The organism is Filomicrobium insigne, assembly GCF_900104305.1.
GTDB classification, from domain to species: domain Bacteria; phylum Pseudomonadota; class Alphaproteobacteria; order Rhizobiales; family Hyphomicrobiaceae; genus Filomicrobium; species Filomicrobium insigne.
The window spans coordinates 1-22,111 of the sequence record NZ_FNJC01000006.1; the positions used below are offsets into that span (position 1 = coordinate 1).

Annotated in this window: 21 protein-coding genes and 1 pseudogene; 17 read left to right on the forward strand and 5 right to left on the reverse strand. The window is 57.9% G+C overall.

All coding sequences use genetic code 11. The features are described from left to right. Positions 1 to 311: pseudogene (locus BLS30_RS16950) on the reverse strand (porin); the annotation flags it as partial. 381 nt (positions 312 to 692) lie between these two features. Between BLS30_RS16950 and eno the strand changes: the two are divergent. The 10 genes from eno to BLS30_RS17000 all read left to right on the forward strand — a co-directional run bounded on the left by eno (position 693) and on the right by BLS30_RS17000 (position 8,044). Next, positions 693 to 1,979, forward strand: coding sequence for a phosphopyruvate hydratase (eno, locus tag BLS30_RS16955; RefSeq protein ID WP_090230620.1), 1,287 nt, complete (start codon positions 693 to 695; stop codon positions 1,977 to 1,979). A gap of 210 nt (positions 1,980 to 2,189) precedes the next feature. Continuing rightward, entirely contained in the window at positions 2,190 to 2,510 is a 321-nt protein-coding gene (locus tag BLS30_RS16960; protein WP_244466773.1) for an FtsB family cell division protein, read from the forward strand. Positions 2,511 to 2,719: 209 nt separating this feature from the next. Continuing rightward, positions 2,720 to 3,043 (forward strand): DUF5076 domain-containing protein, encoded by a 324-nt coding sequence (locus tag BLS30_RS16965; protein WP_052743959.1) that lies wholly within the window; start codon positions 2,720 to 2,722, stop codon positions 3,041 to 3,043. A gap of 27 nt (positions 3,044 to 3,070) precedes the next feature. Next, the gene (locus BLS30_RS16970) at positions 3,071 to 4,498 is read left to right on the forward strand and encodes a dihydrolipoamide acetyltransferase family protein (RefSeq protein WP_090230622.1); all 1,428 of its coding nucleotides are present in this window, start codon (positions 3,071 to 3,073) and stop codon (positions 4,496 to 4,498) included. Between the two features lie 161 nt (positions 4,499 to 4,659). Then, positions 4,660 to 5,103 (forward strand): hypothetical protein, encoded by a 444-nt coding sequence (locus tag BLS30_RS16975; RefSeq protein ID WP_046478600.1) that lies wholly within the window; start codon positions 4,660 to 4,662, stop codon positions 5,101 to 5,103. Positions 5,104 to 5,354: 251 nt separating this feature from the next. Then, complete coding sequence (locus BLS30_RS16980; protein ID WP_244464921.1) at positions 5,355 to 5,660, forward strand: hypothetical protein; 306 nt, start codon at positions 5,355 to 5,357, stop codon at positions 5,658 to 5,660. A gap of 151 nt (positions 5,661 to 5,811) precedes the next feature. Further along, entirely contained in the window at positions 5,812 to 6,066 is a 255-nt protein-coding gene (locus BLS30_RS16985; protein ID WP_090230625.1) for a GlsB/YeaQ/YmgE family stress response membrane protein, read from the forward strand. A 38-nt stretch (positions 6,067 to 6,104) separates the two neighbouring features. Then, the gene (locus BLS30_RS16990; protein ID WP_046478597.1) at positions 6,105 to 6,395 is read left to right on the forward strand and encodes a hypothetical protein; all 291 of its coding nucleotides are present in this window, start codon (positions 6,105 to 6,107) and stop codon (positions 6,393 to 6,395) included. A gap of 101 nt (positions 6,396 to 6,496) precedes the next feature. Further along, a complete protein-coding gene (gene lipA / locus BLS30_RS16995; RefSeq protein WP_090230627.1) occupies positions 6,497 to 7,498 on the forward strand; it encodes a lipoyl synthase in 1,002 nt (333 codons plus the stop codon). Between the two features lie 72 nt (positions 7,499 to 7,570). Continuing rightward, positions 7,571 to 8,044 carry a type II toxin-antitoxin system RatA family toxin gene (locus BLS30_RS17000; RefSeq protein WP_046478594.1) on the forward strand — a complete coding sequence of 158 codons (474 nt, stop codon included), beginning with the start codon at positions 7,571 to 7,573 and terminating at the stop codon, positions 8,042 to 8,044. A gap of 29 nt (positions 8,045 to 8,073) precedes the next feature. Here the strand turns inward: BLS30_RS17000 and BLS30_RS17005 are convergent, their stop codons facing one another. From BLS30_RS17005 to BLS30_RS17020, 4 genes are all read right to left on the reverse strand, one after another. Further along, complete coding sequence (locus tag BLS30_RS17005; protein ID WP_090230630.1) at positions 8,074 to 8,883, reverse strand: pentapeptide repeat-containing protein; 810 nt, start codon at positions 8,881 to 8,883, stop codon at positions 8,074 to 8,076. A 25-nt stretch (positions 8,884 to 8,908) separates the two neighbouring features. Then, a complete protein-coding gene (locus BLS30_RS17010; protein WP_090230633.1) occupies positions 8,909 to 9,412 on the reverse strand; it encodes a CinA family protein in 504 nt (167 codons plus the stop codon). A 129-nt stretch (positions 9,413 to 9,541) separates the two neighbouring features. Beyond that, positions 9,542 to 10,030: a MarR family winged helix-turn-helix transcriptional regulator gene (locus BLS30_RS17015; RefSeq protein WP_046478591.1), complete on the reverse strand. Its 489-nt coding sequence runs from the start codon at positions 10,028 to 10,030 to the stop codon at positions 9,542 to 9,544. Positions 10,031 to 10,217: 187 nt separating this feature from the next. Next, positions 10,218 to 11,486: a bifunctional 2-C-methyl-D-erythritol 4-phosphate cytidylyltransferase/2-C-methyl-D-erythritol 2,4-cyclodiphosphate synthase gene (locus tag BLS30_RS17020; RefSeq protein ID WP_090230636.1), complete on the reverse strand. Its 1,269-nt coding sequence runs from the start codon at positions 11,484 to 11,486 to the stop codon at positions 10,218 to 10,220. 87 nt (positions 11,487 to 11,573) lie between these two features. On the opposite strand from BLS30_RS17020, the gene dusB reads away from it, so the two are divergent. From dusB to BLS30_RS17055, 7 genes are all read left to right on the forward strand, one after another. Beyond that, positions 11,574 to 12,584: a tRNA dihydrouridine synthase DusB gene (dusB, locus tag BLS30_RS17025; protein WP_082101149.1), complete on the forward strand. Its 1,011-nt coding sequence runs from the start codon at positions 11,574 to 11,576 to the stop codon at positions 12,582 to 12,584. After that, complete coding sequence (locus tag BLS30_RS17030; protein WP_090230637.1) at positions 12,581 to 13,996, forward strand: two-component system sensor histidine kinase NtrB; 1,416 nt, start codon at positions 12,581 to 12,583, stop codon at positions 13,994 to 13,996. Before dusB ends, BLS30_RS17030 begins: the two co-directional genes overlap by 4 nt. A gap of 20 nt (positions 13,997 to 14,016) precedes the next feature. Further along, complete coding sequence (gene ntrC / locus BLS30_RS17035) at positions 14,017 to 15,459, forward strand: nitrogen regulation protein NR(I) (protein WP_046478588.1); 1,443 nt, start codon at positions 14,017 to 14,019, stop codon at positions 15,457 to 15,459. A gap of 237 nt (positions 15,460 to 15,696) precedes the next feature. Then, positions 15,697 to 18,084, forward strand: a complete 2,388-nt coding sequence (locus BLS30_RS17040; protein WP_052743960.1) for a sensor histidine kinase NtrY-like — start codon at positions 15,697 to 15,699, stop codon at positions 18,082 to 18,084. A 38-nt stretch (positions 18,085 to 18,122) separates the two neighbouring features. Continuing rightward, positions 18,123 to 19,520 carry a nitrogen assimilation response regulator NtrX gene (gene ntrX, locus BLS30_RS17045; protein ID WP_046478587.1) on the forward strand — a complete coding sequence of 466 codons (1,398 nt, stop codon included), beginning with the start codon at positions 18,123 to 18,125 and terminating at the stop codon, positions 19,518 to 19,520. A gap of 131 nt (positions 19,521 to 19,651) precedes the next feature. Beyond that, a complete protein-coding gene (trkA, locus tag BLS30_RS17050) occupies positions 19,652 to 21,028 on the forward strand; it encodes a Trk system potassium transporter TrkA (protein WP_046478586.1) in 1,377 nt (458 codons plus the stop codon). Positions 21,029 to 21,089: 61 nt separating this feature from the next. Beyond that, positions 21,090 to 21,995 (forward strand): D-amino-acid transaminase, encoded by a 906-nt coding sequence (locus BLS30_RS17055; protein ID WP_090230640.1) that lies wholly within the window; start codon positions 21,090 to 21,092, stop codon positions 21,993 to 21,995. The last annotated feature ends 116 nt before the right edge of the window (positions 21,996 to 22,111 follow it).

The following is a 22,111-nucleotide window of genomic DNA, read 5'->3' on the forward strand; positions in this document are numbered from 1 at the left end:
TTGATCGCCGCTTTACCGCGGAACCCAAAACGGGTGTTAGAGGTCTGCGGATCAACGACGTAGACGTTGTCCTCAAAACCATCGTCCCACCACATCACGGCGGTCGTGACTTGGCCATAGACTTCCAGGCTTACCTTGCGGTTGCCCTTACGAGCCGTCGTTGCTTCAAGTTCTGCAACGCGCTCTTCAAGGTCTGCGCAGCAGTCACCGCCGAGGTCGGCAGCGCTAGCTGGCGCCGTGTAAGCTGTAAGAGCCAGTAAGCTGGCACCGGCGACAAGACCGAGAGCCGTTGTTTTGATTTTTTCCGTCATGTGGTTTTCCCCGCGCGAGGCCTTTTGCTGTTTATGAACTTGCCCCCGGCCACTCAACATAAAAACTCTACTGCAGACCGGCTTCCGATGAAGGCATAGGCGATTCGATATGGATCAAGAACCGCTTGTGGTGCTTGGATCAGACGCCTGTGGCGAATACGATACAGTTATCCCTATCGAAACGACCGATTAACTCTGGCGCGATCAGCAGAGCTACGGTCTCTGAGAGTCCGAAAAGACGGGCGTAAAAGCCCCTAGCCCGACACGCACCGCCTCGGCTAAGAATGCGCTTCGAGTTGAGGGAATTTCCCCAAAACTAACGCTTAAGAACTGAACCTGCTTGGGCAGACGCATCGTCGAGACGGCGATTAAGGAGCAAGAATGACGGCAATTATCGACATCATCGGTCGCGAAATCCTCGACAGCCGCGGCAATCCTACCGTTGAGGTCGACATCATTCTTGAAGACGGAGTGATGGGCCGCGCAGCAGTACCCTCGGGCGCTTCAACGGGCGCACACGAAGCTGTGGAACTGCGAGACGGAGATGCCTCACGCTTTAATGGCAAAGGCGTAACCAAAGCCGTTGACGCTGTGAACGGAGAGATCTTCGACGCGCTCGTAGGCATGGATGCTGAAGACCAACGCGGTATCGACGCGGCGTTGATAGCGATTGACGGAACGCCAAACAAAAGCCGCCTCGGCGCGAACGCCATTCTTGGCGTCTCCCTGGCAACAGCGCGCGCCGCAGCGACCGCGTCAGAATTACCGCTTTATCGCTACATTGGCGGGGTCACCGCCCATGTTCTCCCCGTTCCCATGATGAATATCGTCAACGGTGGCGCACACGCGGACAATCCGATCGATATTCAGGAATTCATGATCATGCCGGTCAACGCACCGTCATGCGCGGACGCCATCAGGACCGGAGCTGAAATTTTCCACGCTCTAAAGAAAAACTTGAGTGCCGCCGGTCACAACACGAACGTCGGAGACGAGGGTGGCTTCGCCCCCGGCCTTAAGTCCGCAGACGAGGCTTTGAGCTTTATCATGAAGTCCGTTGAAGCGGCCGGTTACAAGCCGGGCGAGGATGTCATGCTCGCGCTCGATTGCGCCGCAACCGAATTCCACAAAGGCGGCAAGTACAACCTATCCGGCGAAGGCAAAACGCTCGATTCCGCTGGAATGGCGCAATATCTCGCTGATCTCGTCAACCGCTATCCCATCATCTCGATCGAAGATGGAATGGGTGAAGACGACTGGGACGGTTGGTTAGCTCTGACCGAATTGATTGGCAATCGCTGCCAACTAGTAGGCGACGATCTATTCGTCACGAATACCGAGCGGCTCTCCAAAGGAATCGAAAAAGGTATCGCCAATTCCATTCTAGTGAAGGTTAATCAGATTGGGTCCCTGACAGAAACACTCGATGCGGTCGCCATGGCCCAGCGCGCTGGATATACGGCCGTGATCTCCCACAGGTCCGGAGAAACTGAAGACTCAACGATCGCCGACCTCGCAGTTGCGACCAATGCAGGTCAGATCAAGACAGGCTCGCTCAGCCGTTCAGACCGCTTGGCGAAGTATAATCAGTTAATCCGGATTGAGGGAGAACTTGGGGACGTAGCTCAATACGCCGGCCGCAGCGTAATCCGCGCTGGACGGAGTTAAGCTGTCATAAATTAGGCTCGAAACAAGCAAAAGCCCCGCGCGTCGCTCCGACGAGCGGGGCTTGTCATTTGAAGATCATCATCTGCACCTAACCCCAGAGCGCATTTGCAAAAAAATTGGGTCTTGTTCACACGCTCTTAAGACAGCGGAGGCTATGACAAAGGGGTTCCCACTCCAAATCTTTTTCAGCGTATTGTGAGTTCGAACAAAGTGTCTCGTCGCACCTTCCAAGTAAGGCGGCCTAAGCTGTCGCAGGCTACGGTGTTGCTTGCCTGCCTGAGTTTCACAGCTTACTTCGCCCACCACGCGATCCACGGCCGACACGGTCTCGAGGCTCGCTCCAGATTGATCGATCGCTCCACTCTGTTGGAGTTTGAGATCAAGAGTCTCGAGGCCGCCAGGTCGGCACTGGCTCGCGACGTGGCACTCCTCAATCAAAATCCGCCGCACCCAGATCTCGTCGAAGAGATTGCGCGCGGCGTACTGGGCTACGCCCATCCCTCAGACCGGATTATCGTGCTCCGCGAGTAAAGGTGACGCCTGTAAGCGCCACCTCCAACGCTATCAACGGCAATATCCTCAAGACTTCCCGCCCCTTTGTGCCGTTCAACTGGCGCAAATTTTGAAACGGGGTTAGGCATCATTGTCCAATGGATCGCGGCAGCCCGGCATGGTCTGCTACGTTCCAAGACTGACATGTTTGAATGATGCGCGGCGACATACGCCGAGGAGTTGCCCAAATGGATATCGACGACGACCTCCCCGAGGAACTCGACCTACCCGACGGCGTCGTCGAGGCGGATGAAGCTATCGAGGTCCTTCGTGCCTGGGTCGCTGACGGGGCGTTGCACGTTATCTTTGATCCCGAAACATTCCATGATGATGTATCCGAATGGGGCCGCCTCCTCGCCGACGTCGCTCAGCATGTCGCCAATGCCGTCGAGATGGACGGCCAAATGAACCGCTCCGACGCGCTGGCCCAGATGTATGATGCATTCGACCGCCACGTTCATTCAGACCAACCAGGAACGACCGGTCGGATAAAAGGTCGCACGGAGCACTGATACATCCGTTTCTGAGCCGGGATACCGATGCCCATCCAGATCCTGCTGCCGGCACTACCCCCACGGACGCCACCCGCGCGCTTAATGCGCTGGCGCGTGTCCGTCGGCCAGCAGATTGCTGTTGGTGACATCATTGCCGACATCGACACCGGACAAGCGACAATCGAGGTCGAATCCACTGTCTCAGGCCGCATAAAGCGCATTTTGGTGCCGGAGAACACGTGGGGCATGCCGCCTAACGTTGCCCTGGCGCTTCTTGATCCCGACGATAGCGGCGTTGAGAGCAGCGGCGAGCCGACTGACGAAGTTTGGCAACCTCTCGATGCGCCGAGACGCAGTGCGACCAAGCCTCAAAATCAACAGACGCGAACACCCTCTCCCGAACCGAAACGGCAAGCCGCCCCCCAACGGGAACAGAGGGCCACGCAGCCACCGCAAGACACTCACTCGCGCTGCTCGAAGCATCTCGCTTCACCCCGGGCGCGCAGCTTGGCAAAAACCTACGCCATTGATCTGGACATGGTGTGCGGCTCAGGGCCTGGAGGCCGGATTGTTAGCCGGGATGTCGAAGCTGCGCTCAAAGCGAACCAAGACACGCCAAGCGAAAAGCCCGCACCGAAGAGGCGTCAAGTTGAACATAACAAGTCGCCAAGCGCCAATGAGACGGCGTGGGAAGCCGAGATCAGGCCCTCACTTGCGAGTCCAGCACCATCGCCGCCAAAAGTCAGAGAGATTCCTTCCTCTCCCGTGACACCACATATGGCCACGCGCGCCACCTTGCTTGAAAGAGCGGCACAGGAAATCCCGTGCGCGCGCCTCACGATTGACTGCATCGTGGATGGCTTGCCTCGCCTGCGACGCGTCCATAGCGGTCAATCGGGAGATTTCGCCACTCTGCCCGCCGCGACTTCACCTGGCGTCGTTTTCGCAAAGGCGTTGGGCTTGGCGCTCTATGATATCCCAGCCGCGAACGTCACGTGGACACCAAAAGCGCTGCTGCATCATCAAACAGCAGACGTCGCCTTCGCAGTCCTTATTCCAGAACTGCAAGTCTCACCGGTCATACGTAACGCCGACACGCTGACTTTGGATGAGATTGCCGAAACCGTAATCGACCTAACGCAGCGCGCCCACACCAATAATTTGGAGCAAGCTGAACTAGAAGGTGCCGCCGCCGTTATTCTTGACCTCGGCGCCTATGGCGTACGCTCATTCGAACCCGTGGTCGAACCTCCACGCGCGCTCAGCTTAAGCCTCGGGGCAAAGGAACACCGGCCAATAGTAATTGACGGCCAAATCCGCAGCGCGTCGATAATCAACTGCACATTAACATGTGATGTTCGCGCGATACCGATCGCTGTCGCCGCCGAATTGCTCGCAACTATCAAGGCCTTAGTCGAAGAGCCCATGAGCATGCTCAGCCCTCCGATCGGCACTCCTCTCTTCAGTGTCTGAATCGCAACGCCGCGCACCTATCCACACTTTACCACCTATCATCCGACGCAAGCCTACCGCAAGGTAGCTTTGAACCTTGAGGCGACTCACCTGCCATGCTTCAGATGCTGTAGCGGTCCGACGGGGAGTCGGTGACACATAACGGGACTTAGGGGTGATCTATGTATCAAGGCAAACTCGTTTTAGGACTCCTGCTGGGTAGCGCACTAGCTCTCGGTGGTTGCGCCGCTGATGGTACCAGTTTGCTGACGACCGGATCGTTAGGCGGCAATGAAACCAAAGTTGCCGAGAGTGATCGCATCAGCCCCGAGTGCATGAAGCTCATGGCGAAGATCCAGGAGCTGCGCCAGGAAGGAACCCCGGATCGGGTTGAAAAGATTTCCAGTGGCAAAAGCTCGACGGTGAATATCAAGCGCTCAGCACTCGCGAAACTGACCGAGTTGGATAAGGCGAACAGCGAGTTTCAATTGAAGTGCTCGAAGCTCGCCCCGACAACCGCAGCCGCGGCGACACCAGCTCCGGCAGCCGGAGCGACGGCGGCGCCAGCCAAGCAAGCAGCTACGACCGCAACAAACACCCAGCAAGCTGCCGCTGCAGCTCAATAACAACGCATCGGTTTTGATCGCATCACATTGGCGGGCCGGATTCCTGGCCCGCCAATGTGCATTTTGCCTCCGAATTGAGCGATTTCCGAGCGTCGGCAATCTCAATAAGTTCAGCAAAAAACACATCCACGAGCCAGCAGCACGCTTGCTGTGGTGCAACAAGGACACATCGTTGCCGCGAGCCCTTGCTAACCGGCTGCGGCTGTGATGAAACCGCTATTAATTACGGGACTTTCGAATCGGAGGGAGACGTGTCGAAGTCTACTGCAGACACGCGTTTCATGAAATTTTTGGTCGTGGCCGCAGCAGCGATGCTGATTGCTGGTTGCGCCAATGAGGGTGGCAGTGGCTACGGCGATCCGGGTGCGAGAGCGTTACCGGCGGGTGAAAGCTGCAAATCCATTCGTGCGGAACTCAACCGCATGGACGCACGCGGAATTCCGTCCAAGGTAGAAGCTGTAAATGCCGGACGCAGCGTCTCCTCAAAAGATCGCGAACTCGCGAACCGCTATAACTCGCTTCTCAATAGTTATTTGGGTGCGCGCTGCCACGTGTAAGCGGCTCTGCGTCACCATGTTGTCTACGTCGGGTTGAAGCAATCAGAACGGGGGGCGTGATCAGCGTTCCCTCGTACTCATGAGATCTGTGCGTTAGTCTTCGGACGAGCCGGGACTTCAATTGATCAACTGGCAACGGGATAATCGCGCAATGGACCGCCGAACACAGCAACTTCTAATCTTCCTCCTGATCGGCATCCTCGCCGGTTGGCTTGCCTCTATTGTCGTCGGCGGGGGCGGGCTGATCCGATATCTCGTCACCGGTGTGATCGGCGCCTTCGTTGGCGGGTATCTCTTCGACGCGCTGGGTATCCGCCTCGGCATACGCAGTGCACTACTGAGCCAGATCATCACAGCGACGGTCGGCGCTATCGTCGTCGTACTTCTGGCCCGCCTGATCGCCTAACCTGCTTCAAACAAAATCGATTTAACTGGGGCGATACCATGGAAGACGCGCTCGTCTATCTCGACAACCCATGGGTTGTCATGGTGATCAACGGCCTGATTGCAGGCTGGTTGGCTGGTCTCCTGCTCGGCGGCGGGGGCCTGATCCGTAATTTGATCGTCGGCATCCTGGGCGCGCTTCTTGGCGGACTGTTGGTCCAGTTGGGCGTTATTGCTCTCCCACCCTCGGTCACCGATGTAACCAGTCAAGTTCCGTTCGGAACGCAGATTCTGGTCTCGACCATTGGTGCGATCATCGTCGTTCTTCTAGCAAGGCTGATTGCGCGCTAAACGGGGACGAGACTACGGCGGACGGAGGGGTTGATCGGAGGGCCTATTTAGCCACCTAATAGTGCGTCACAGCACACAACATAGGTTTGCCCCCGATCATCATGGTTACTGTTATCGACAAGGTTTCGCCGCCGGAACGCCCGCGCCACCCGGAAAAGGCCCACCGGCCTGACACGGAACGCTTACCCAAACCGTCATGGATCCGGATCAAGGCACCCAGTTCGGACGCGTTCGTCAAGACGCGCGCCATAGTGCGCGAACACAACCTGCATACCGTCTGCGAGGAAGCTGGCTGCCCCAATATTGGTGAGTGCTGGACGAGCCGTCACGCTACCATGATGATCATGGGCGACACCTGCACGCGCGCCTGCGCATTCTGCAACGTGAAAACCGGCCTTCCTTTACCGCTCGACAAGAACGAACCCGCACGCGTCGCCGATGCCGTTGCGCGCTTGGGGCTACGCCACGTCGTCATCACGTCCGTGGACCGAGACGATCTACCTGACGGCGGCGCCCTTCATTTCGCTCACGTCATCGAAGCTATTCGCGCGGCAACACCCAGCACAACAATCGAGATCCTTACCCCGGATTTCCTGCGCAAGGATGGCGCACTTGAAACGGTCGTGGCAGCCAAACCCGATGTGTTCAATCACAACCTGGAAACAGTCCCGAGCCTCTATTTACGTATCCGTCCAGGCGCGCGGTACTTCCACTCTTTGCGCCTCCTTCAACGCGTCAAAGAACTCGACCCCTCTATGTTCACGAAGTCAGGGATCATGGTGGGACTGGGTGAAACACGCGAAGAAGTCCAACAGCTCATGGACGATCTACGCTCTGCGAATGTCGACTTTCTCACCATTGGCCAATATCTGCAGCCCACGCTGAAGCACGCAGAGGTGAAACGTTACGTGCACCCCGAAGAATTCCACAGTTATGAACGTATCGCTCTGACGAAAGGCTTCCTGATCGTTTCAGCAAGCCCCTTTACGCGTTCCAGCCACCACGCAGGTGAGGACTTCGCGCGTCTACGCGCTGCCCGCGAGGCTCAGCTGCAATCGCTCAACCAGCGACAAACAGCCGGTTGCCCAACGCCTGCACCCTGATAAGAACGGCGGGATCGTTACCGGAATAGGCTCGAAACTGAGCCAATCAAATTTACAAGCTCACGAAGGCCCATGCCCAGCTTCTCGACTCGACATCGCATGTCCTGGACAGCCAAGCAGATGTTCGATCTGGTCGCTGACGTCGAAACCTATCCGCAGTTCGTTCCGTTATGTGAGAATCTCACCATCACGCGGCGGGACGAACACCCCGACCATACGATGCTCGTTGCTCGCATGGACGTCGGCTACAAGGCGATCCGGGAGAACATGACGACGCAGGTTTTGCTGGAGCCCAACGAGAACCGCATCCTTGTCAAATACCTCCATGGCCCCTTCAAGCACCTCGAAAACCGCTGGAGTTTTCACGACGCGCCTGACGGCTGCGACGTAGATTTTTATATAACCTACGAATTCAAATCGATGATGCTGCAGATGCTGATGGGCGCGTTATTCGATCAAGCATTTCGCAAATTCACTAAAGCTTTTGAAGAGCGGGCCCGCAAAGTGTACGGCCCATACGGCCTTGCCGCTTCAGCGAGCGGATGAACGCTCAATCCGCATCGGAACGACGGCGGCTACTGCAATTCGCGTTTTCTCGCCATCCCAATGGCCTGCGCCAACCCAATCGTGTCATTGAGCTTGGCGCCATCTAAAATCGCGCCGGTAAAGTCAGCGCCCGCGACATCGGCTCCACTGAGATCGGCCCCGGAAAGATCCGCATCGCACAATCGTGCATCACGCAAGTTGGCTCCCCTCAGCTTCGCAAAGGCCAACATCGCGTGGCCGAGATTAGCACCGGTCAGGTTGGCGCCCGAAAGGTCGGCCGACCGCAAATCGCTACGCCAGATATTCTCGATAAAGCCTGTCCGGCCGAATGGTGCCAGAGTTGCTCCTGACATATTCGCCCCACGGAAGCTCGCGCCGTCAAAACGCCCGAACAGCTTCGCGTTCGTGAGATTCGCATCCGTGAAATCTGCAGCCTCCCCAGCACGAGGAACAAGCTCATTTGAGGTTGATGGCCGCAATAGACTGGCCTCGGAAAGGTTTGCGCGCACAAATCGGCTGGAGATGATCACAGTACGATCGAGACGAGCCCTGACCAGATCAACGCCACTGAGATCGGCGCCTGACAGATCCGCTCCAAACAGATCCGCTCCCGATAGTTTCGCGGCCTTAAAATTTAGCCCTGCGAGATCAAGCTGCGAAAGATCATGCCCGGCAAAGTCAACCGGAGTTCCTGCGTCGGCCGCAAAAAGCCTCTCGGTCATATCTCGCACGCTGAAGTCGGCAGCAAAGACGACGCCAGTTCCAGCGAGAAAAAGCCCCGCTGCGTAGCATCCAGCGATAGCTGAACCTCTAAAACCGCGAAACCAAGCAAGAGCCATTTTCTTAAATCTCCGACCTTTACCCTCAGGCGTCAGGATCAGCGATCATACCGCGAACGAGATCAAAAGCTGCTGCGACGGTTAGTTCACGCACTTGATTACGGCCGACATCACCGAAGCGCTTCTCTTCCACGATACACTCACGGTTCCTTCGTGCTGCCGCAAGATAAACAAGCCCTACTGGCTTCGTGGCGCTACCACCTCCCGGTCCCGCAATCCCCGTCACAGCAACGCAGATATCCGCATGAGCATGGTCCAGACCACCAAGGGCCATCGCACGCGCCACATCCCTACTGACCGCCCCCTGCGTTGCGATGAGTGCAGGACTAACACCGAGCAACTCGCTCTTCGCCTCGTTGGAATAGGTAACGAACCCGCGCTCAAAAACTTCCGACGAGCCGGCAACGCTCGTAAATGCAGCCGCGATGAGCCCGCCTGTACAGCTTTCCGCCGAGGCAACTTTGAGATCTGCTGCGCGCAATTCGCCCACCAGGCGAACCGCATCCTTTATCATCACGGCATTCAGCATGGACAGAACCGATCTCCATTATCGCCCTACCCGACGCGATACGAAAAAAACGGCGCGCCAGATAAGCACGCCGTCTTATGCAATCACAACTGCCAAACCTCGCCAACCCGGACGAGCATTCACCAAGTCTTAGGCCGCCACGAGCCGTTCGGCCTGAACCAGAAGCCCATCCAGGATATCGCGGCTCTCAGCGCCCATGGCCTTGGTTGCCCGTCGCTGAGCATCTGACCAAATGGGATAGGCGTCGCTCAAAACAGCCTGACCTTTTGGCGTCAGATGCAATCCGCGGCCACGACGTCCAGCCGGAGGATCCATAACGATATGGCCCAGCGCCAGTAGCCGCTTCAGGTTGCGCGACAGTGTTGATTTCTCGATGTCGAGTTCGTGGCCGATCTCCACGGCCGTGATACCATCGCGTGCAGCCAACTGCGCCAGCAACGTGTATTGGCTCGCCGTAATGCCCAAAGGCCGCATCGCATCGTCATAGACGCGCGTCACGATGCGCGAAAGCTGACGCACGCGCGTTGCGAGACACGACGTAGCTGTGCTATCGGCGATTTCCTTAATCGATGGCTCCTGCATGACAGGACGATCGACGGTTTCGGCCATCATATTCATCTGGGCCCCCCAAAAAGCCGGATTGTGTTCATACAACCCCTAATGGCGCGATTCTCTCCACAGGGCAATCAAAACCCCGTCACAATCGAACCTAAATCGTAGGGGGCGGCAACTCTGCGAAGCGCAAATCAATCAATGGGATGCTGAAGTGAGGCGAACCGGCAACGCCACTCCGCCATCCAGTCCCCTAATACGGCAACAGAACCGTGGCGCTTGCCATTGCCGCGAGACCTTCGCCCCGACCGACAAAGCCAAGCCCCTCCATCGTCGTTGCCTTCACGCCGACATTCCGAATATCGATTTCGAGGATCGCAGCGATCGCCGCACGCATCGCATCTCGATGCGGACCGATCTTAGGTGTTTCTGCCAGCAACGTGACGTCAACGTTACTGATACGGCCCCCGCGTTCACGCGCCCGACGCGCCGCATCCTCAAGAAAGATATTTGATCGCGCCCCTTTCCACTGGATGTCACTTGGCGGGAAATGCGCGCCGATATCACCATCACCCAGGGCTCCAAGGAGCGCATCTGTGAGAGCATGAAGTCCAACGTCGGCGTCCGAGTGGCCAACAAGACTGTGGCTATGTTCAATGCGCACCCCACACAGCCAAACATGGTCACCGTCGCCGAAGCGATGAACGTCGAAGCCCGTTCCAACGTGCGGGACAAGGTCACGATCTCTCGATGATAGAAGTCGATCAGCCAGAATGAGATCCTCCGCCGTTGTCAGCTTTCGATTTGCGCTGGAACCCTCAACTACAACGACATCCAGGCCCGCCCACTCAGCAATGGACGCATCGTCGGTAAAGCGGTTTTCACCCGAAGCCGCGGCCTTTCGATGGACGTCTAATATTTCAGCGAAGATGAAGCCCTGCGGAGTCTGTGCGCACCACAACTCCTCGCGGGGAATAGTGGCACCTATGCGCCCTCTGTCATCGACGTGCTTGAGCGTATCAGCCAAAGCGCTCGCCGCAATCGCTCCCCTCGCTCCTGCTTCGAGCGCGGAAATAACCCTATCAATGATCTTGGCATCGGCGAACGGTCTAGCGGCATCATGGATCAGCACGACGTCGGGGTGTTCCCCGGCCAGGGTTTCAAGCCCGGCAAGAACAGATTGCTGACGTGTGTCGCCACCGACGATGGGAGCGCGCAACTTCATCGAGCAATCCCGAGTAGCGCCGAGATACAAGTCCTGATCGTCAGGATGAATCACGACGGCGAGCAGATCGATTCGGGGATGAGCGTCGAACGTATCAATAGAGCGCCGAAGAACAGGAACACCGCCGACCAAGGCATATTGTTTCGGCGATCCGATCGTCCCGCCGGCTCGATGTCCCCGCCCCGCGGCGACGACCAATGCTGCAACCTTCAAAGTCTTAGCCTTTTTGCTGCGCCCAGACGCGCCTTCATACCTACCGACTGGGATTTCAGCAATTGCCCCGGCAAAAGCGTGCATGACGCACTTGCGAAAGAAATCTGCCTGCCCTAATCTGCACAATACCAAGGCATAAAAATTACATGCACAAAAAGTAGGCCAATCTGGATGAGCATGATACCCGCCGGCCCCTTAACTATCGGCCGACATACGTCAGAAAACGCCGTACTCCTCGCGCCAATGTCAGGGGTGACGGATCTGCCGTTCCGCCAGCTCGCCCACCGTTTAGGGGCAGGCTGGGTCGTATCCGAGATGGTCGCCAGCTCCGAACTTGTCGCACAGCGCTCTGACGTCCTGCGGCGTGCAACTGGCTCCGAGCTGACGCCGTTCGTTGTGCAGTTGGCCGGACGCGAAGCCCGTTGGATGTCCGAGGGCGCGAAAATTGCCTGCGATCTAGGCGCTGAGATTATCGATATCAACATGGGCTGCCCGGCGCGCGAAGTGACAGGCAAGCTGTCAGGCAGCGCCTTGATGCGGAACCCAGAACACGCGCTGGGCCTCATCGAAGCTGTCATCGAAGCTGTCGACGTCCCCGTCACGCTCAAAATGCGTTTGGGCTGGGATCAGGACACGATCAACGCGCCCGAACTCGCCCGCAAGGCCGAGAGCGCCGGAATACAGCTCGTCACAGTCCACGGCCGCACCCGCTGCCAGTTTTTCAAGGGCAAGGCGAACTGGGCCAGGGTTGCCGAAGTCAAAACCGCCGTCAGCATTCCCGTCATTGTCAACGGCGACATTACGACGCCGGACGACGCGAAAACCGCCATGGAGCTCTCGGGCGCCGATGGCGTCATGATCGGGCGTGGAGGATATGGCGCTCCTTGGCAGCCCGGACGTATTGCACGAAGCTTAGCCGCCGGACGCGATATGGGTCCGCCATCACTGCCCGAACAAAAACGCATCGCCTGTGAACACATAACCGCGATGCTGGCCCACTATGGCGAAGCACTCGGCCTGCGCAATGGCCGCAAGCATATCGGCTGGTATCTTGAGACTAGCGGCCGATTAACCAGCGAGCTGAAATCCTGGCGACGGCGCTTGTGCACGGATGACAACCCCATTCGCGTCTTAAAGGGGCTCGCTGAATTCTATGATCACGCCGGCGAGGTCGCCGCATGATCGACAAGTCCGACAACGCCGGCGGCAAATCAAAACGCAAGGCTCCCACGAAGAAGCCTGCAAAGAGCGCTGCAGCCCAGGGCAAGCCAAAAGCCGGAACCGCACCAAAAGCGAAAACCGTGAAGCCCGAAGCCGAAGCGTCAAAGCCGACGTCCACGCCCATCACATCGACGCTGAAACCCGTCGAAACACAGATCCTTTCAACGCCCTCGGCAGAACCACCACCCTCGCGGCCTGCCTTCACGCTGGCGCCGGATTATCGCATCAAGCGGCGCCCGGGTCCGAACAAGCTTGCTTCAGCAGCCGAGATAAATGCACGGTATCCGCTGACCCAGGAAGCCTTGCTGGCAGCGCTGCCACATCCAATCTTTGTCATTGCACACGACAACCAGTTCATCTTCGCGAATTCCGCCGCTGAGTCCTTTTTCTCGACGTCGGAAGCAATGCTACGTCGCGTACGTCTGGATGATCTGCTCGGCTTTGGCTGTCCGCTCATCGCGCTTGCTGAGCAAGTGCGCGAGACCGGCTCGACTCTGAACGAATACGAAGTCGAGGTTGTCACCCCACGCTTCTCCGGCCCCAAATTGGTCGATGTCTACGGCGGGCCCATCATCGAGGTGCCGGACGCCGTCGTCCTTATGCTGCAGCAGCGTTCCATGGCGCACATGATTGAACGCCAGCTCACACATCGCGCAGCGGCACGCTCGGTGTCGGGTATGGCTGCCGTACTGGCCCACGAAATCAAGAATCCGTTGTCGGGAATTCGCGGTGCGGCACAGCTCCTGGAACAAAACCTCTCTGACGCCGACCGCGCACTCAGCCAGCTCATCTGCGCCGAAACTGACCGCATCCGGAAACTCGTTGACCGCATGGAAGTGTTTGGCGACGAACGCCCCCTAGTCAAAGAACCAATCAACATCCACGACGTACTCGACCACGTACGTCGCCTGTCCGAAAACGGCTTTGCTAAAGGCATCACCTTCGTCGAAGACTACGATCCTTCGCTTCCGCCCGTACCAGGCAAACGCGATACGCTGATCCAGGCGCTTCTCAACCTCGTCAAAAACGCCGCCGAAGCCATACGCGATCGCGAGCACGGCCGCATCTCGATACAAACCGCTTACCGTCCCGGCGTCCGCCTCTCGGTCCCCGGCACTGAAACGCGCGTCGCCCTGCCACTGATGATTCAGATCGAGGACAACGGACCTGGCGTTCCCGAATATCTCAGGCCGCACCTGTTCGATCCCTTCGTCACGACGAAGCCACAAGGAACCGGACTCGGCCTCGCCCTCGTCGCCAAGATTATCGGTGACCACGGCGGCGTCATCGAATGTGACAGCGAACCCAACCGAACAATCTTCCGCATTCTGCTGCCCACCCACGACCAGCCGCGATTAGGCAAACCTGGCTGACAGCAAGAGAAAGGCAAAGCATGGCTCGAGGTACGATCCTCATCGCAGACGACGACACGGCGATCCGCACCGTCCTTAATCAGGCCCTCGCTCGTGCAGGATATTCACCGCGCGCCACTGGCAATGCTGCCACGCTGTGGCGCTGGGTATCTCAGGGCGAGGGCGACGTTGTCATCACCGACGTCGTGATGCCCGACGAAAACGCTTTCGACTTGATTCCAAGAGTTAAGAAAGTCCGGCCGGATCTGCCGATAATTGTCATGAGCGCCCAGAATACGCTGATGACCGCTCTGACAGCAGCCGAGAAGGGCGCCTTCGAATATTTGCCCAAGCCCTTCGATATCAACGAAGTCGTAGCCATCGTCGGCCGTGCACTGCATGAACCGGCGCGCAAGCCAGCACGCACAGCAGCCGAGGGTGAGGGCGATGAACTCCCTCTGATCGGCCGCTCGCCGGCGATGCAGGAGATCTACCGTGTGTTGGCGCGTCTCACGCAGACCGACCTCACCGTTATGATCACCGGCGAGAGCGGGACAGGTAAGGAACTTGTCGCACGCGTCCTCCATGACTTCGGCCGACGGCGCCAAGGCCCGTTCGTCGCGTTGAACATGGCCGCCATTCCACGCGAACTGATCGAAAGCGAATTATTCGGTCACGAGAAGGGCGCCTTCACCGGCGCACAGGTGCGCACGCAAGGCCGCTTTGAACAGGCTGAAGGGGGAACGCTCTTCCTCGACGAGATCGGCGATATGCCGCTCGAAGCTCAGACCCGTCTTCTCCGCGTGCTCCAGCAAGGCGAGTACACGACAGTCGGCGGCCGCACACCTATCCGCACCAACGTTCGCATTGTCGCCGCCACACACCGCGAGCTGCGCACCCAGATCCAACAGGGTCTCTTCCGCGAAGACCTCTATTATCGGCTCAATGTTGTACCCTTACGGCTGCCGCCACTGCGCGAGCGCGTCGAAGATATCGGCGACCTTGTCCGCCACTTCCTCCGCCAAGCGGCGCGGGAGGGACTTGGCCAACGCGCCATCGAAAGCGCAGCCATCGAGCGCCTGCGGCTCCATCCCTGGCCCGGCAACGTTCGCGAACTCGAAAACTTCGTCCGACGCCTTGTCGCTCTTTACACGCAGGACACGTTGTCCGCTGAAGTTATTGATCAGGAGCTTGCAACAGTACTGCCGCAGTCGACGGGGGACGTCGATGACCCGGCGAGCCTGGGCGAACTAACCGAGCGATATCTGCAGGGTTATTTTTCGGGCTTTGGAGGCGACTTGCCACCCGCAGGCCTCTATGACCGCGTGATCCGCGAGGTCGAACGCCCACTGCTCTCCGCCGCCCTCGCCGCAACCCGTGGCAATCAGATCCGTGCAGCCGAACTCTTAGGACTTAACCGGAACACGCTGAGGGCCCGCATAAAAATGCTTGATATCAAGGTCTTCCGTTCTCCTCAGCCTTGATCTTGTCTGAGGAAAACAGCCCGAGGTAACAATATTTTTTGCCGCTCATCGCCCGTTTCCTGCCACACTTGTTGCGTGGATACTGCTTTTAGGCTCGCTTCCGTCGCGAGAATGTCACAGTTTTAGACCTACTTGTGACTGACACGCGCCAGTGTTGCGTACCAGTCGGCAGAATTGATCGCGCCGTATGTGGAATCCAGGACGCCCGGAGCTAATCCGTGCGGGAAACGAGACGTAATGCCCTCAATTGTTGAAACGCTCAGGACCCGTACGCATAGTGCTGCTGCATGGCTCAACAAGCACACCCAGCTTGTTGCGATGCGGCTCCGCACAATCCTGAACCAGGTCGGTGACGATGAACAACCCGGTCTCGACCCTGGTAAGCTGATGGTCAGAGTCGGCTTGGTCACGGTTGTCCTATCGCTGATATCCGCGCTTCTGACCTTTCTTATCCTGACCGGCCTCACACCCATTGTACCGCGCCCTGAGGTTGTCGTTGGCGCGCTATTTCTGAACGTCAGTCTGATCATTGCGATGATCATCATCGTAGCCTCGCAAATCAGCGGGCTCGTGCGGGCATGGCGCGAAAAGGTGGCAGGAGCCCGCCTGCACATCCGGATCGTCGGACTGTTCTCTCTGATCGCCGCGTTGCCTGCGATCCTTCTCGCCATCGCGGCGACTGTGAGTTTCGCCCGCTCGCTAGACAACTGGTTCTCGGACCGCGTTCGCGCAATCATCGACAACTCAGTGGATGTCGCCCGCACGTACGTCGCTGAACACAGCCAGGTCATTCGCACCGACATCGTCAACATGACCCGCGACGTCAACGCGGCAGCTGATGAAGTCTCGAAGGATCCAAAAAGGCTGAAAGAAGTCATCCTGTCCCAGGCCGCCCTGCGAGACCTGCCGTCAGCATTCCTCATCGACAATGCCGGAAAACGCGAACTGACAGCCCTGGAAGACCAGAAACTACCATTCACATTACCCACCCCTGCGGCCATCCACGAAGCTGAGGCAGGGCAAATTCCACTCTCCGTATCGATGCGCGATCACCGCATCTCAGCGATAGCAAAGCTCGATGCGTTCCCCGGAAAATATCTCTACGTCAGCCGCGGCATCAGCCCGACCGTCCTGCGCCATCTCGACCAAACGGAGCGCAATGCCGCCGAATACACGGCGTTGCGTCGCGCCCGCGGCGGCCTCAAATGGGCGCACGGTTTGATGTACTTGACGATCTCCATGACAGCGCTGCTTGCTGCTATCTGGGCGGGCATGTGGTTCGCCGGACGCTTCGTCGCGCCCATCCGACGTTTGATTGCAGCGGCCCAGGAAGTCTCAACGGGGAACCTACAAGTCGCTCTGCCTGAAAAGCGCGGCGAAGGGGATCTGCGGCGTCTGTCTCAAACCTTCAACACCATGACGCGCGAACTCAAACATCAACGCGACGCGCTTGTCACGGCCAACGAACAACTCGAAATCCGCCGCCGCTTTATGGAGGCCGTTCTTTCAGGCGTATCCGCCGGCGTCATCGGCCTGGACAGCCAAGACCGCATTACCCTGGTTTCGCGCTCCGCCTGCGAACTCCTTGGTGTCGAACAAGATGACCTTGTCGGCAAACCATTCACCGTCGCCTTGCCTGAACTCGCACAGGTCCTGGAGAAGTCCAACGAACCTAATCTCAAAGCGCGACCGCAGGAGCAGATCTCAACCGTCGTTGAGGGCGAAGAACGCACATATGCAGTCAGGATCACTCATGAAAAGGCCGGAGACCAGGACGTCGGCTCTGTCGTCACGTTCGACGATGTAACCGAACTCGTTGTCGCCCAGCGCACGAGCGCTTGGGCTGATGTAGCCCGCCGCATTGCCCATGAGATCAAAAACCCACTAACGCCCATACAACTGTCGGCCGAGCGTCTTCGCCGTAAGTACGGAGAACGTATTGAGGGTGACCGTGAGACCTTCAACAAGCTGACGGAAACAATCGAACGTCAAGCCGGTCACATCAAAGGGATGGTCGACGAATTCGCAGCTTTCGCCCGGATGCCTAAACCCGAAATGAACCCTACGGACGTACGGGATGCCGTCCAGGAGGCCGTTCTCTTGTTCCGGGAGGCGCATCCCAACATCGAGTACCCGCTGGAAATCCCACGCGCTCCAATCTCTAGTTTGCTGGACCGAAGGCTGATCTCTCAGGCCGTCACCAACCTCGTGAAGAACGCAACCGAGGCCATTGAAACCGCTGCTCAGTCAGGTGACAAACCTGCCGACTGGCATGGCCGCGTAACGACGCGCGTGCGCCCCGAAAGTGATCGCGTCCACATCGAGGTGATCGACAACGGTACCGGGTTGCCACGCCAGAACCGCACGCGTTTGTTGGAGCCCTACGTCACGACGAAGGGCCACAAAGGCACGGGACTCGGCCTCGCTATGGTGCAGAAAATCACTGAACAGCATGGTGGCACCCTGACACTCGAGGATGCCGCATGCGTAACCGGAGAAGACACCACAGGCGCCGTCGTCCGCATAACGCTACCGCTCCAGGAGAGCCCTCATAAAACCGCCGAAAGCGGCGGATCCCCCAATACAACCGATCAAACAGAATCCCCGGCGACGACAAGCGGCTGAACCGCAAACACGTCCCCTGCGACACTAAGGAGCCACCGATGCCTGCTGATATTCTGATCGTCGACGATGAAGCCGACATTCGCGAATTGATTGCTGGAATCCTCGAAGACGAAGGTCACGCAACCCGCGTTGCACGTGACAGCGACGAGGCCCTGCGCTCCATTGAAGAGCGCCGTCCACAACTGATCATCCTCGACATTTGGCTACAAGGTAGCCGTCTCGATGGCCTCGAAGTTCTTTCCATCATCAAGCGCACTTATCCGGAACTGCCCGTGGTGATCATTTCCGGCCATGGCAATATTGAAACCGCGGTCACTGCCATCAAGCGCGGTGCCTACGACTACATCGAAAAACCGTTTAAGGCAGACCGCCTGATCCTCGTCACCTTACGAGCGCTGGAAGCGTATCAGCTTCGCCGCGAGGTCAAGGAACTCCGCGAACGCTCCACAGTGTCAGCCGAAATGATCGGCAAATCGGTGGCCGTAAATCAGCTGCGCAATCAGCTTGAAAAAGTCGCGCCCACCAACAGTCGCATCATGATCCGTGGCGCGTCCGGGACCGGCAAAGAACTTTCAGCGCGCGTCATTCATATGAAGTCGCACCGTGCGGAAGGCCCGTTCGTCGTCCTCAACGCAGCGGCCATGGCACCCGAACGCGTCGAAGAAGAACTGTTCGGCACGGAGGACCGCGTCGGCGGCCCACGCAAGGTCGGTGCTCTCGAAGAAGCACACGGCGGCACGCTGTATATCGATGAAGTTGCCGATATGCCGCTCGAAACCCAGGGCAAGGTACTGCGCGTTCTCGTGGAACAGAAATTCCTCCGTTTGGGCGGCTCACAGAAAGTTGCCGTAGACGTTCGCATTATCTCGTCGACGAGCCGCGATCTCGACCTCGAAATGCGCGAGGGGCGGTTCCGTGAAGACCTTTATCATCGCTTGAGCGTCGTGCCGCTCCGCGTGCCAAGTCTCGCCGAGCGCCGCGACGACATTCCCGAGCTGATCAACTATTTTATCGCCCAGCTCGCGCAGGCCTCCGGCCTTGCGCCACGGCGCATTGGTGAAGACGCCATTGCGGTTCTCCAGGCCCATGACTGGCCCGGGAACGTTCGCGAACTGAGAAACAACATTGAGCGTCTCATGATCCTCGCCGGCGGGGACCCGAACACCGTGATTACCTCCGATATGCTGCCGGAAGAAATTGGCTCTAACGTGCCCCTACCCGTTAATGGCGGCGCTGAGCACCTAATGTCTTTGCCGCTGCGTGAGGCCCGCGAGATCTTCGAACGTGAATATCTGCTAGCCCAAATTAACCGGTTTGGCGGCAACATTTCACGAACGGCCGAGTTTGTTGGCATGGAAAGGTCCGCTCTACACCGCAAACTGCGCGCGCTGGGCGTATCCTCCGACCAGCGGAGCAGTGAAGCGCGCGCCAGCTGACGTGAAACCCAGGCCGCAAAGAGGAGTTGACCGCAGCGCCTCAATCTGGCTGATCTTCGCCGTGTCGATGAATATTCGCATCGCGGTAACAGCCGGTTGAGCTGCCCCGCTCGGGGCGGCCATGGAGCACCATGAAAGTTATTATCTGCGGAGCAGGTCAGGTAGGCTCCGGCATCGCCGAGCGGCTATCTGTCGAGGGTAACGATGTTTCCATCATCGATGCCAGCCCGAAACTCGTTGAGCGCGCCAACGAAGCGCTCGAGGTAAGTGCCATCGCCGGCAATGCCGCGCACCCCGATGTCCTGGAGCGCGCTGGTGCCAATGACGCGGACATGCTGATCGCCGTCACCCTGCATGACGAAGTCAACATGGTCGCCTGCCAAGTCGCGCACACTCTTTTCGACATCCCGACCAAGATCGCTCGTGTACGCGCGCAGACGTATCTCGAGAAGCAATGGTCTCGCCTATTCGCCCGAGAATCCATGGGCATCGACCACATCATTTCGCCTGAGATCGAGGTCGGCAATACGATCCTCCGCCGCCTTGAGCTGCCCGGTGCGTTTGAAACGGCAACGTTTGCCGACGGTAAAGTGACAATGGCCGGCATCTTCTGCGGCCCCGACTGCCCTGTCGTAGATACTCCGCTGAAGCAGCTGACGGAACTCTTCCCCGACCTGCCCGCCATCACAGTCGCTCTCGCACGCGACGGCAAACTCTTTACACCGCGTGGGCAAGACCAGATTGAGGAAGGCGACGAGGTCTACCTAATCGCCCCAACCGAACAGATTGCCCGCATCCTCAAGATATTTGGGCACGAGGAACGTCAAGCCCGACGTGTCGTTATCGCAGGAGGTGGCAACATTGGTTTCTACCTTGCCCACTCAATAGAAACGCGCGATCCCAACCTTCGCGTCAAAGTCATCGAAAAACAACGTGAGCGCGCTTTCGAGATCGCCGAACAACTCGACCGTGCTGTCGTCCTTCATGGCTCCTCCTTGAGTGAAGACATGCTGCGAGAAGCCGACATCACATCCGCCGACACGCTCGTCGCCGTGACAAATGACGATCAGATCAATCTGCTTACTTCGGCGTTGGCAAAGCAGCTCGGATGCAAGTCAAGCCTTTGCTTGGTCAACAGTGCCGACTATTCAGGCATGATCCGCAGTCTCGGCATCGACGCGCAGATTGATCCCCGTGCGACTACGGTAAGCCGCATTCTCCAGTACGTGCGTCGGGGACGCATCCGCGGTGTTCATTCCATTCATAACGGGACAGGCGAAATCATCGAAGCCGAAGTCCTCGAAACGGCTCCCATCTTGCATCATCCGCTGCGAGATGCTCCGATATCGGAGGGTGTGCGTATTGGTGCCGTTTTGCGCGATGGTGAGGTCATAAAACCCAACGGCGCACTCGAATTGGAGGTCAAAGATCGGGTCGTACTGTTTGCCGGCGCCGACTATGTTCGCGAAGTCGAACAGATGTTCCGTGTCAGCCCCGACTACTTCTGAGACTGAGAACCCGCTCGAGCGGCTATAAGGTCCGCGCGAATGCGTAAAGTTGAGTGCTGCAATGACCCGTATCATCTACGTCAACGGCCGCTACCTGCCCTACCACGACGCCAAGGTTCACGTCGAAGATCGAGGTTTCCAGCTTGCCGATGCTGTTTATGAAGTCATCGAAGTCAGCGATAACTCCTTAGTCGATGCAACTCGACATTTGACCCGATTGTGGCGCTCGCTATCTGAACTCTCCATCTCCCCACCAATGAGTGAACCCGCCCTGTGCCATGTTATGGGGCAAACCATACGCCGCAATCGCGTGCGCAATGGCTTGGTCTATTTGCAGGTGAGCCGCGGAGAAAGCCCTCGCGACTTTCTTTTCCCGGATCCCCCGGTCCCCCCAACGCTCGTCTGTCTGGCGCGTGCAACGATCCCAGCTCAAGTCGATCAACGAGCGGAAACAGGCATTCACATTATCACCATGCCCGAAACGCGCTGGAAGCGTTGCGACATCAAAACAGTTATGTTGCTCCCGGCCTGTCTGGCAAAGCAACAAGCCCATGCACAATCAGCGAGTGAGGCTTGGTTCGTTGATGCAGAAGGTCTCATCACCGAAGGCGCTTCAAGTAACGCATGGATCGTCGACCGTAGCGGCCGATTACTAACGCGCCCGCTGGACAACACCATCCTGCCCGGCATCACGCGTCGAACCGTAATGGATACGGCAGCCTCACTTGGCCTCGTTGTCGAAGAGAGCCCCTTCACCGTCGCCGAAGCGTTGGATGCTGCCGAGGCTTTCATAACATCAGCGACCAATACCGTAATGCCCGTCATTATGATCGATGGACAAAGGATCTCATCGGGGACACCCGGTCCCTTGTGCCGACAACTGCGCCGAAGTTTTGCCCGTGTAGCTGAGCATTCTCCGGTCGGTTATGTTCCCTCAAAGCTCGAAAACCAGGCATTCGCGCCCTAAGTTCACTCAACGAGCAAGAACATGCGAGGTCGCTGCTGAATTTATCAAATACCTGAGGTACAGTAGCTCCGTGCACAAGCACGTCACGACGGGCGCTTTTTTCAGCCCGATCCAAA

Coding starts and splice junctions, on each gene's coding strand:
- eno (WP_090230620.1), top strand. CDS start 693: ATGACGGCAATTATCGACATCATCGGTCGCGAAATCCTCGACAGCCGC.
- BLS30_RS16965 (WP_052743959.1), top strand. CDS start 2,720: ATGGATATCGACGACGACCTCCCCGAGGAACTCGACCTACCCGACGGC.
- BLS30_RS16970 (WP_090230622.1), top strand. CDS start 3,071: ATGCCCATCCAGATCCTGCTGCCGGCACTACCCCCACGGACGCCACCC.
- BLS30_RS16975 (WP_046478600.1), top strand. CDS start 4,660: ATGTATCAAGGCAAACTCGTTTTAGGACTCCTGCTGGGTAGCGCACTA.
- BLS30_RS16985 (WP_090230625.1), top strand. CDS start 5,812: ATGGACCGCCGAACACAGCAACTTCTAATCTTCCTCCTGATCGGCATC.
- BLS30_RS16990 (WP_046478597.1), top strand. CDS start 6,105: ATGGAAGACGCGCTCGTCTATCTCGACAACCCATGGGTTGTCATGGTG.
- lipA (WP_090230627.1), top strand. CDS start 6,497: ATGGTTACTGTTATCGACAAGGTTTCGCCGCCGGAACGCCCGCGCCAC.
- BLS30_RS17000 (WP_046478594.1), top strand. CDS start 7,571: ATGCCCAGCTTCTCGACTCGACATCGCATGTCCTGGACAGCCAAGCAG.
- BLS30_RS17005 (WP_090230630.1), bottom strand. CDS start 8,883: ATGGCTCTTGCTTGGTTTCGCGGTTTTAGAGGTTCAGCTATCGCTGGA.
- BLS30_RS17010 (WP_090230633.1), bottom strand. CDS start 9,412: ATGCTGAATGCCGTGATGATAAAGGATGCGGTTCGCCTGGTGGGCGAA.
- BLS30_RS17015 (WP_046478591.1), bottom strand. CDS start 10,030: ATGAATATGATGGCCGAAACCGTCGATCGTCCTGTCATGCAGGAGCCA.
- BLS30_RS17020 (WP_090230636.1), bottom strand. CDS start 11,486: ATGCACGCTTTTGCCGGGGCAATTGCTGAAATCCCAGTCGGTAGGTAT.
- dusB (WP_082101149.1), top strand. CDS start 11,574: ATGAGCATGATACCCGCCGGCCCCTTAACTATCGGCCGACATACGTCA.
- BLS30_RS17030 (WP_090230637.1), top strand. CDS start 12,581: ATGATCGACAAGTCCGACAACGCCGGCGGCAAATCAAAACGCAAGGCT.
- ntrC (WP_046478588.1), top strand. CDS start 14,017: ATGGCTCGAGGTACGATCCTCATCGCAGACGACGACACGGCGATCCGC.
- BLS30_RS17040 (WP_052743960.1), top strand. CDS start 15,697: ATGCCCTCAATTGTTGAAACGCTCAGGACCCGTACGCATAGTGCTGCT.
- ntrX (WP_046478587.1), top strand. CDS start 18,123: ATGCCTGCTGATATTCTGATCGTCGACGATGAAGCCGACATTCGCGAA.
- trkA (WP_046478586.1), top strand. CDS start 19,652: ATGAAAGTTATTATCTGCGGAGCAGGTCAGGTAGGCTCCGGCATCGCC.
- BLS30_RS17055 (WP_090230640.1), top strand. CDS start 21,090: ATGACCCGTATCATCTACGTCAACGGCCGCTACCTGCCCTACCACGAC.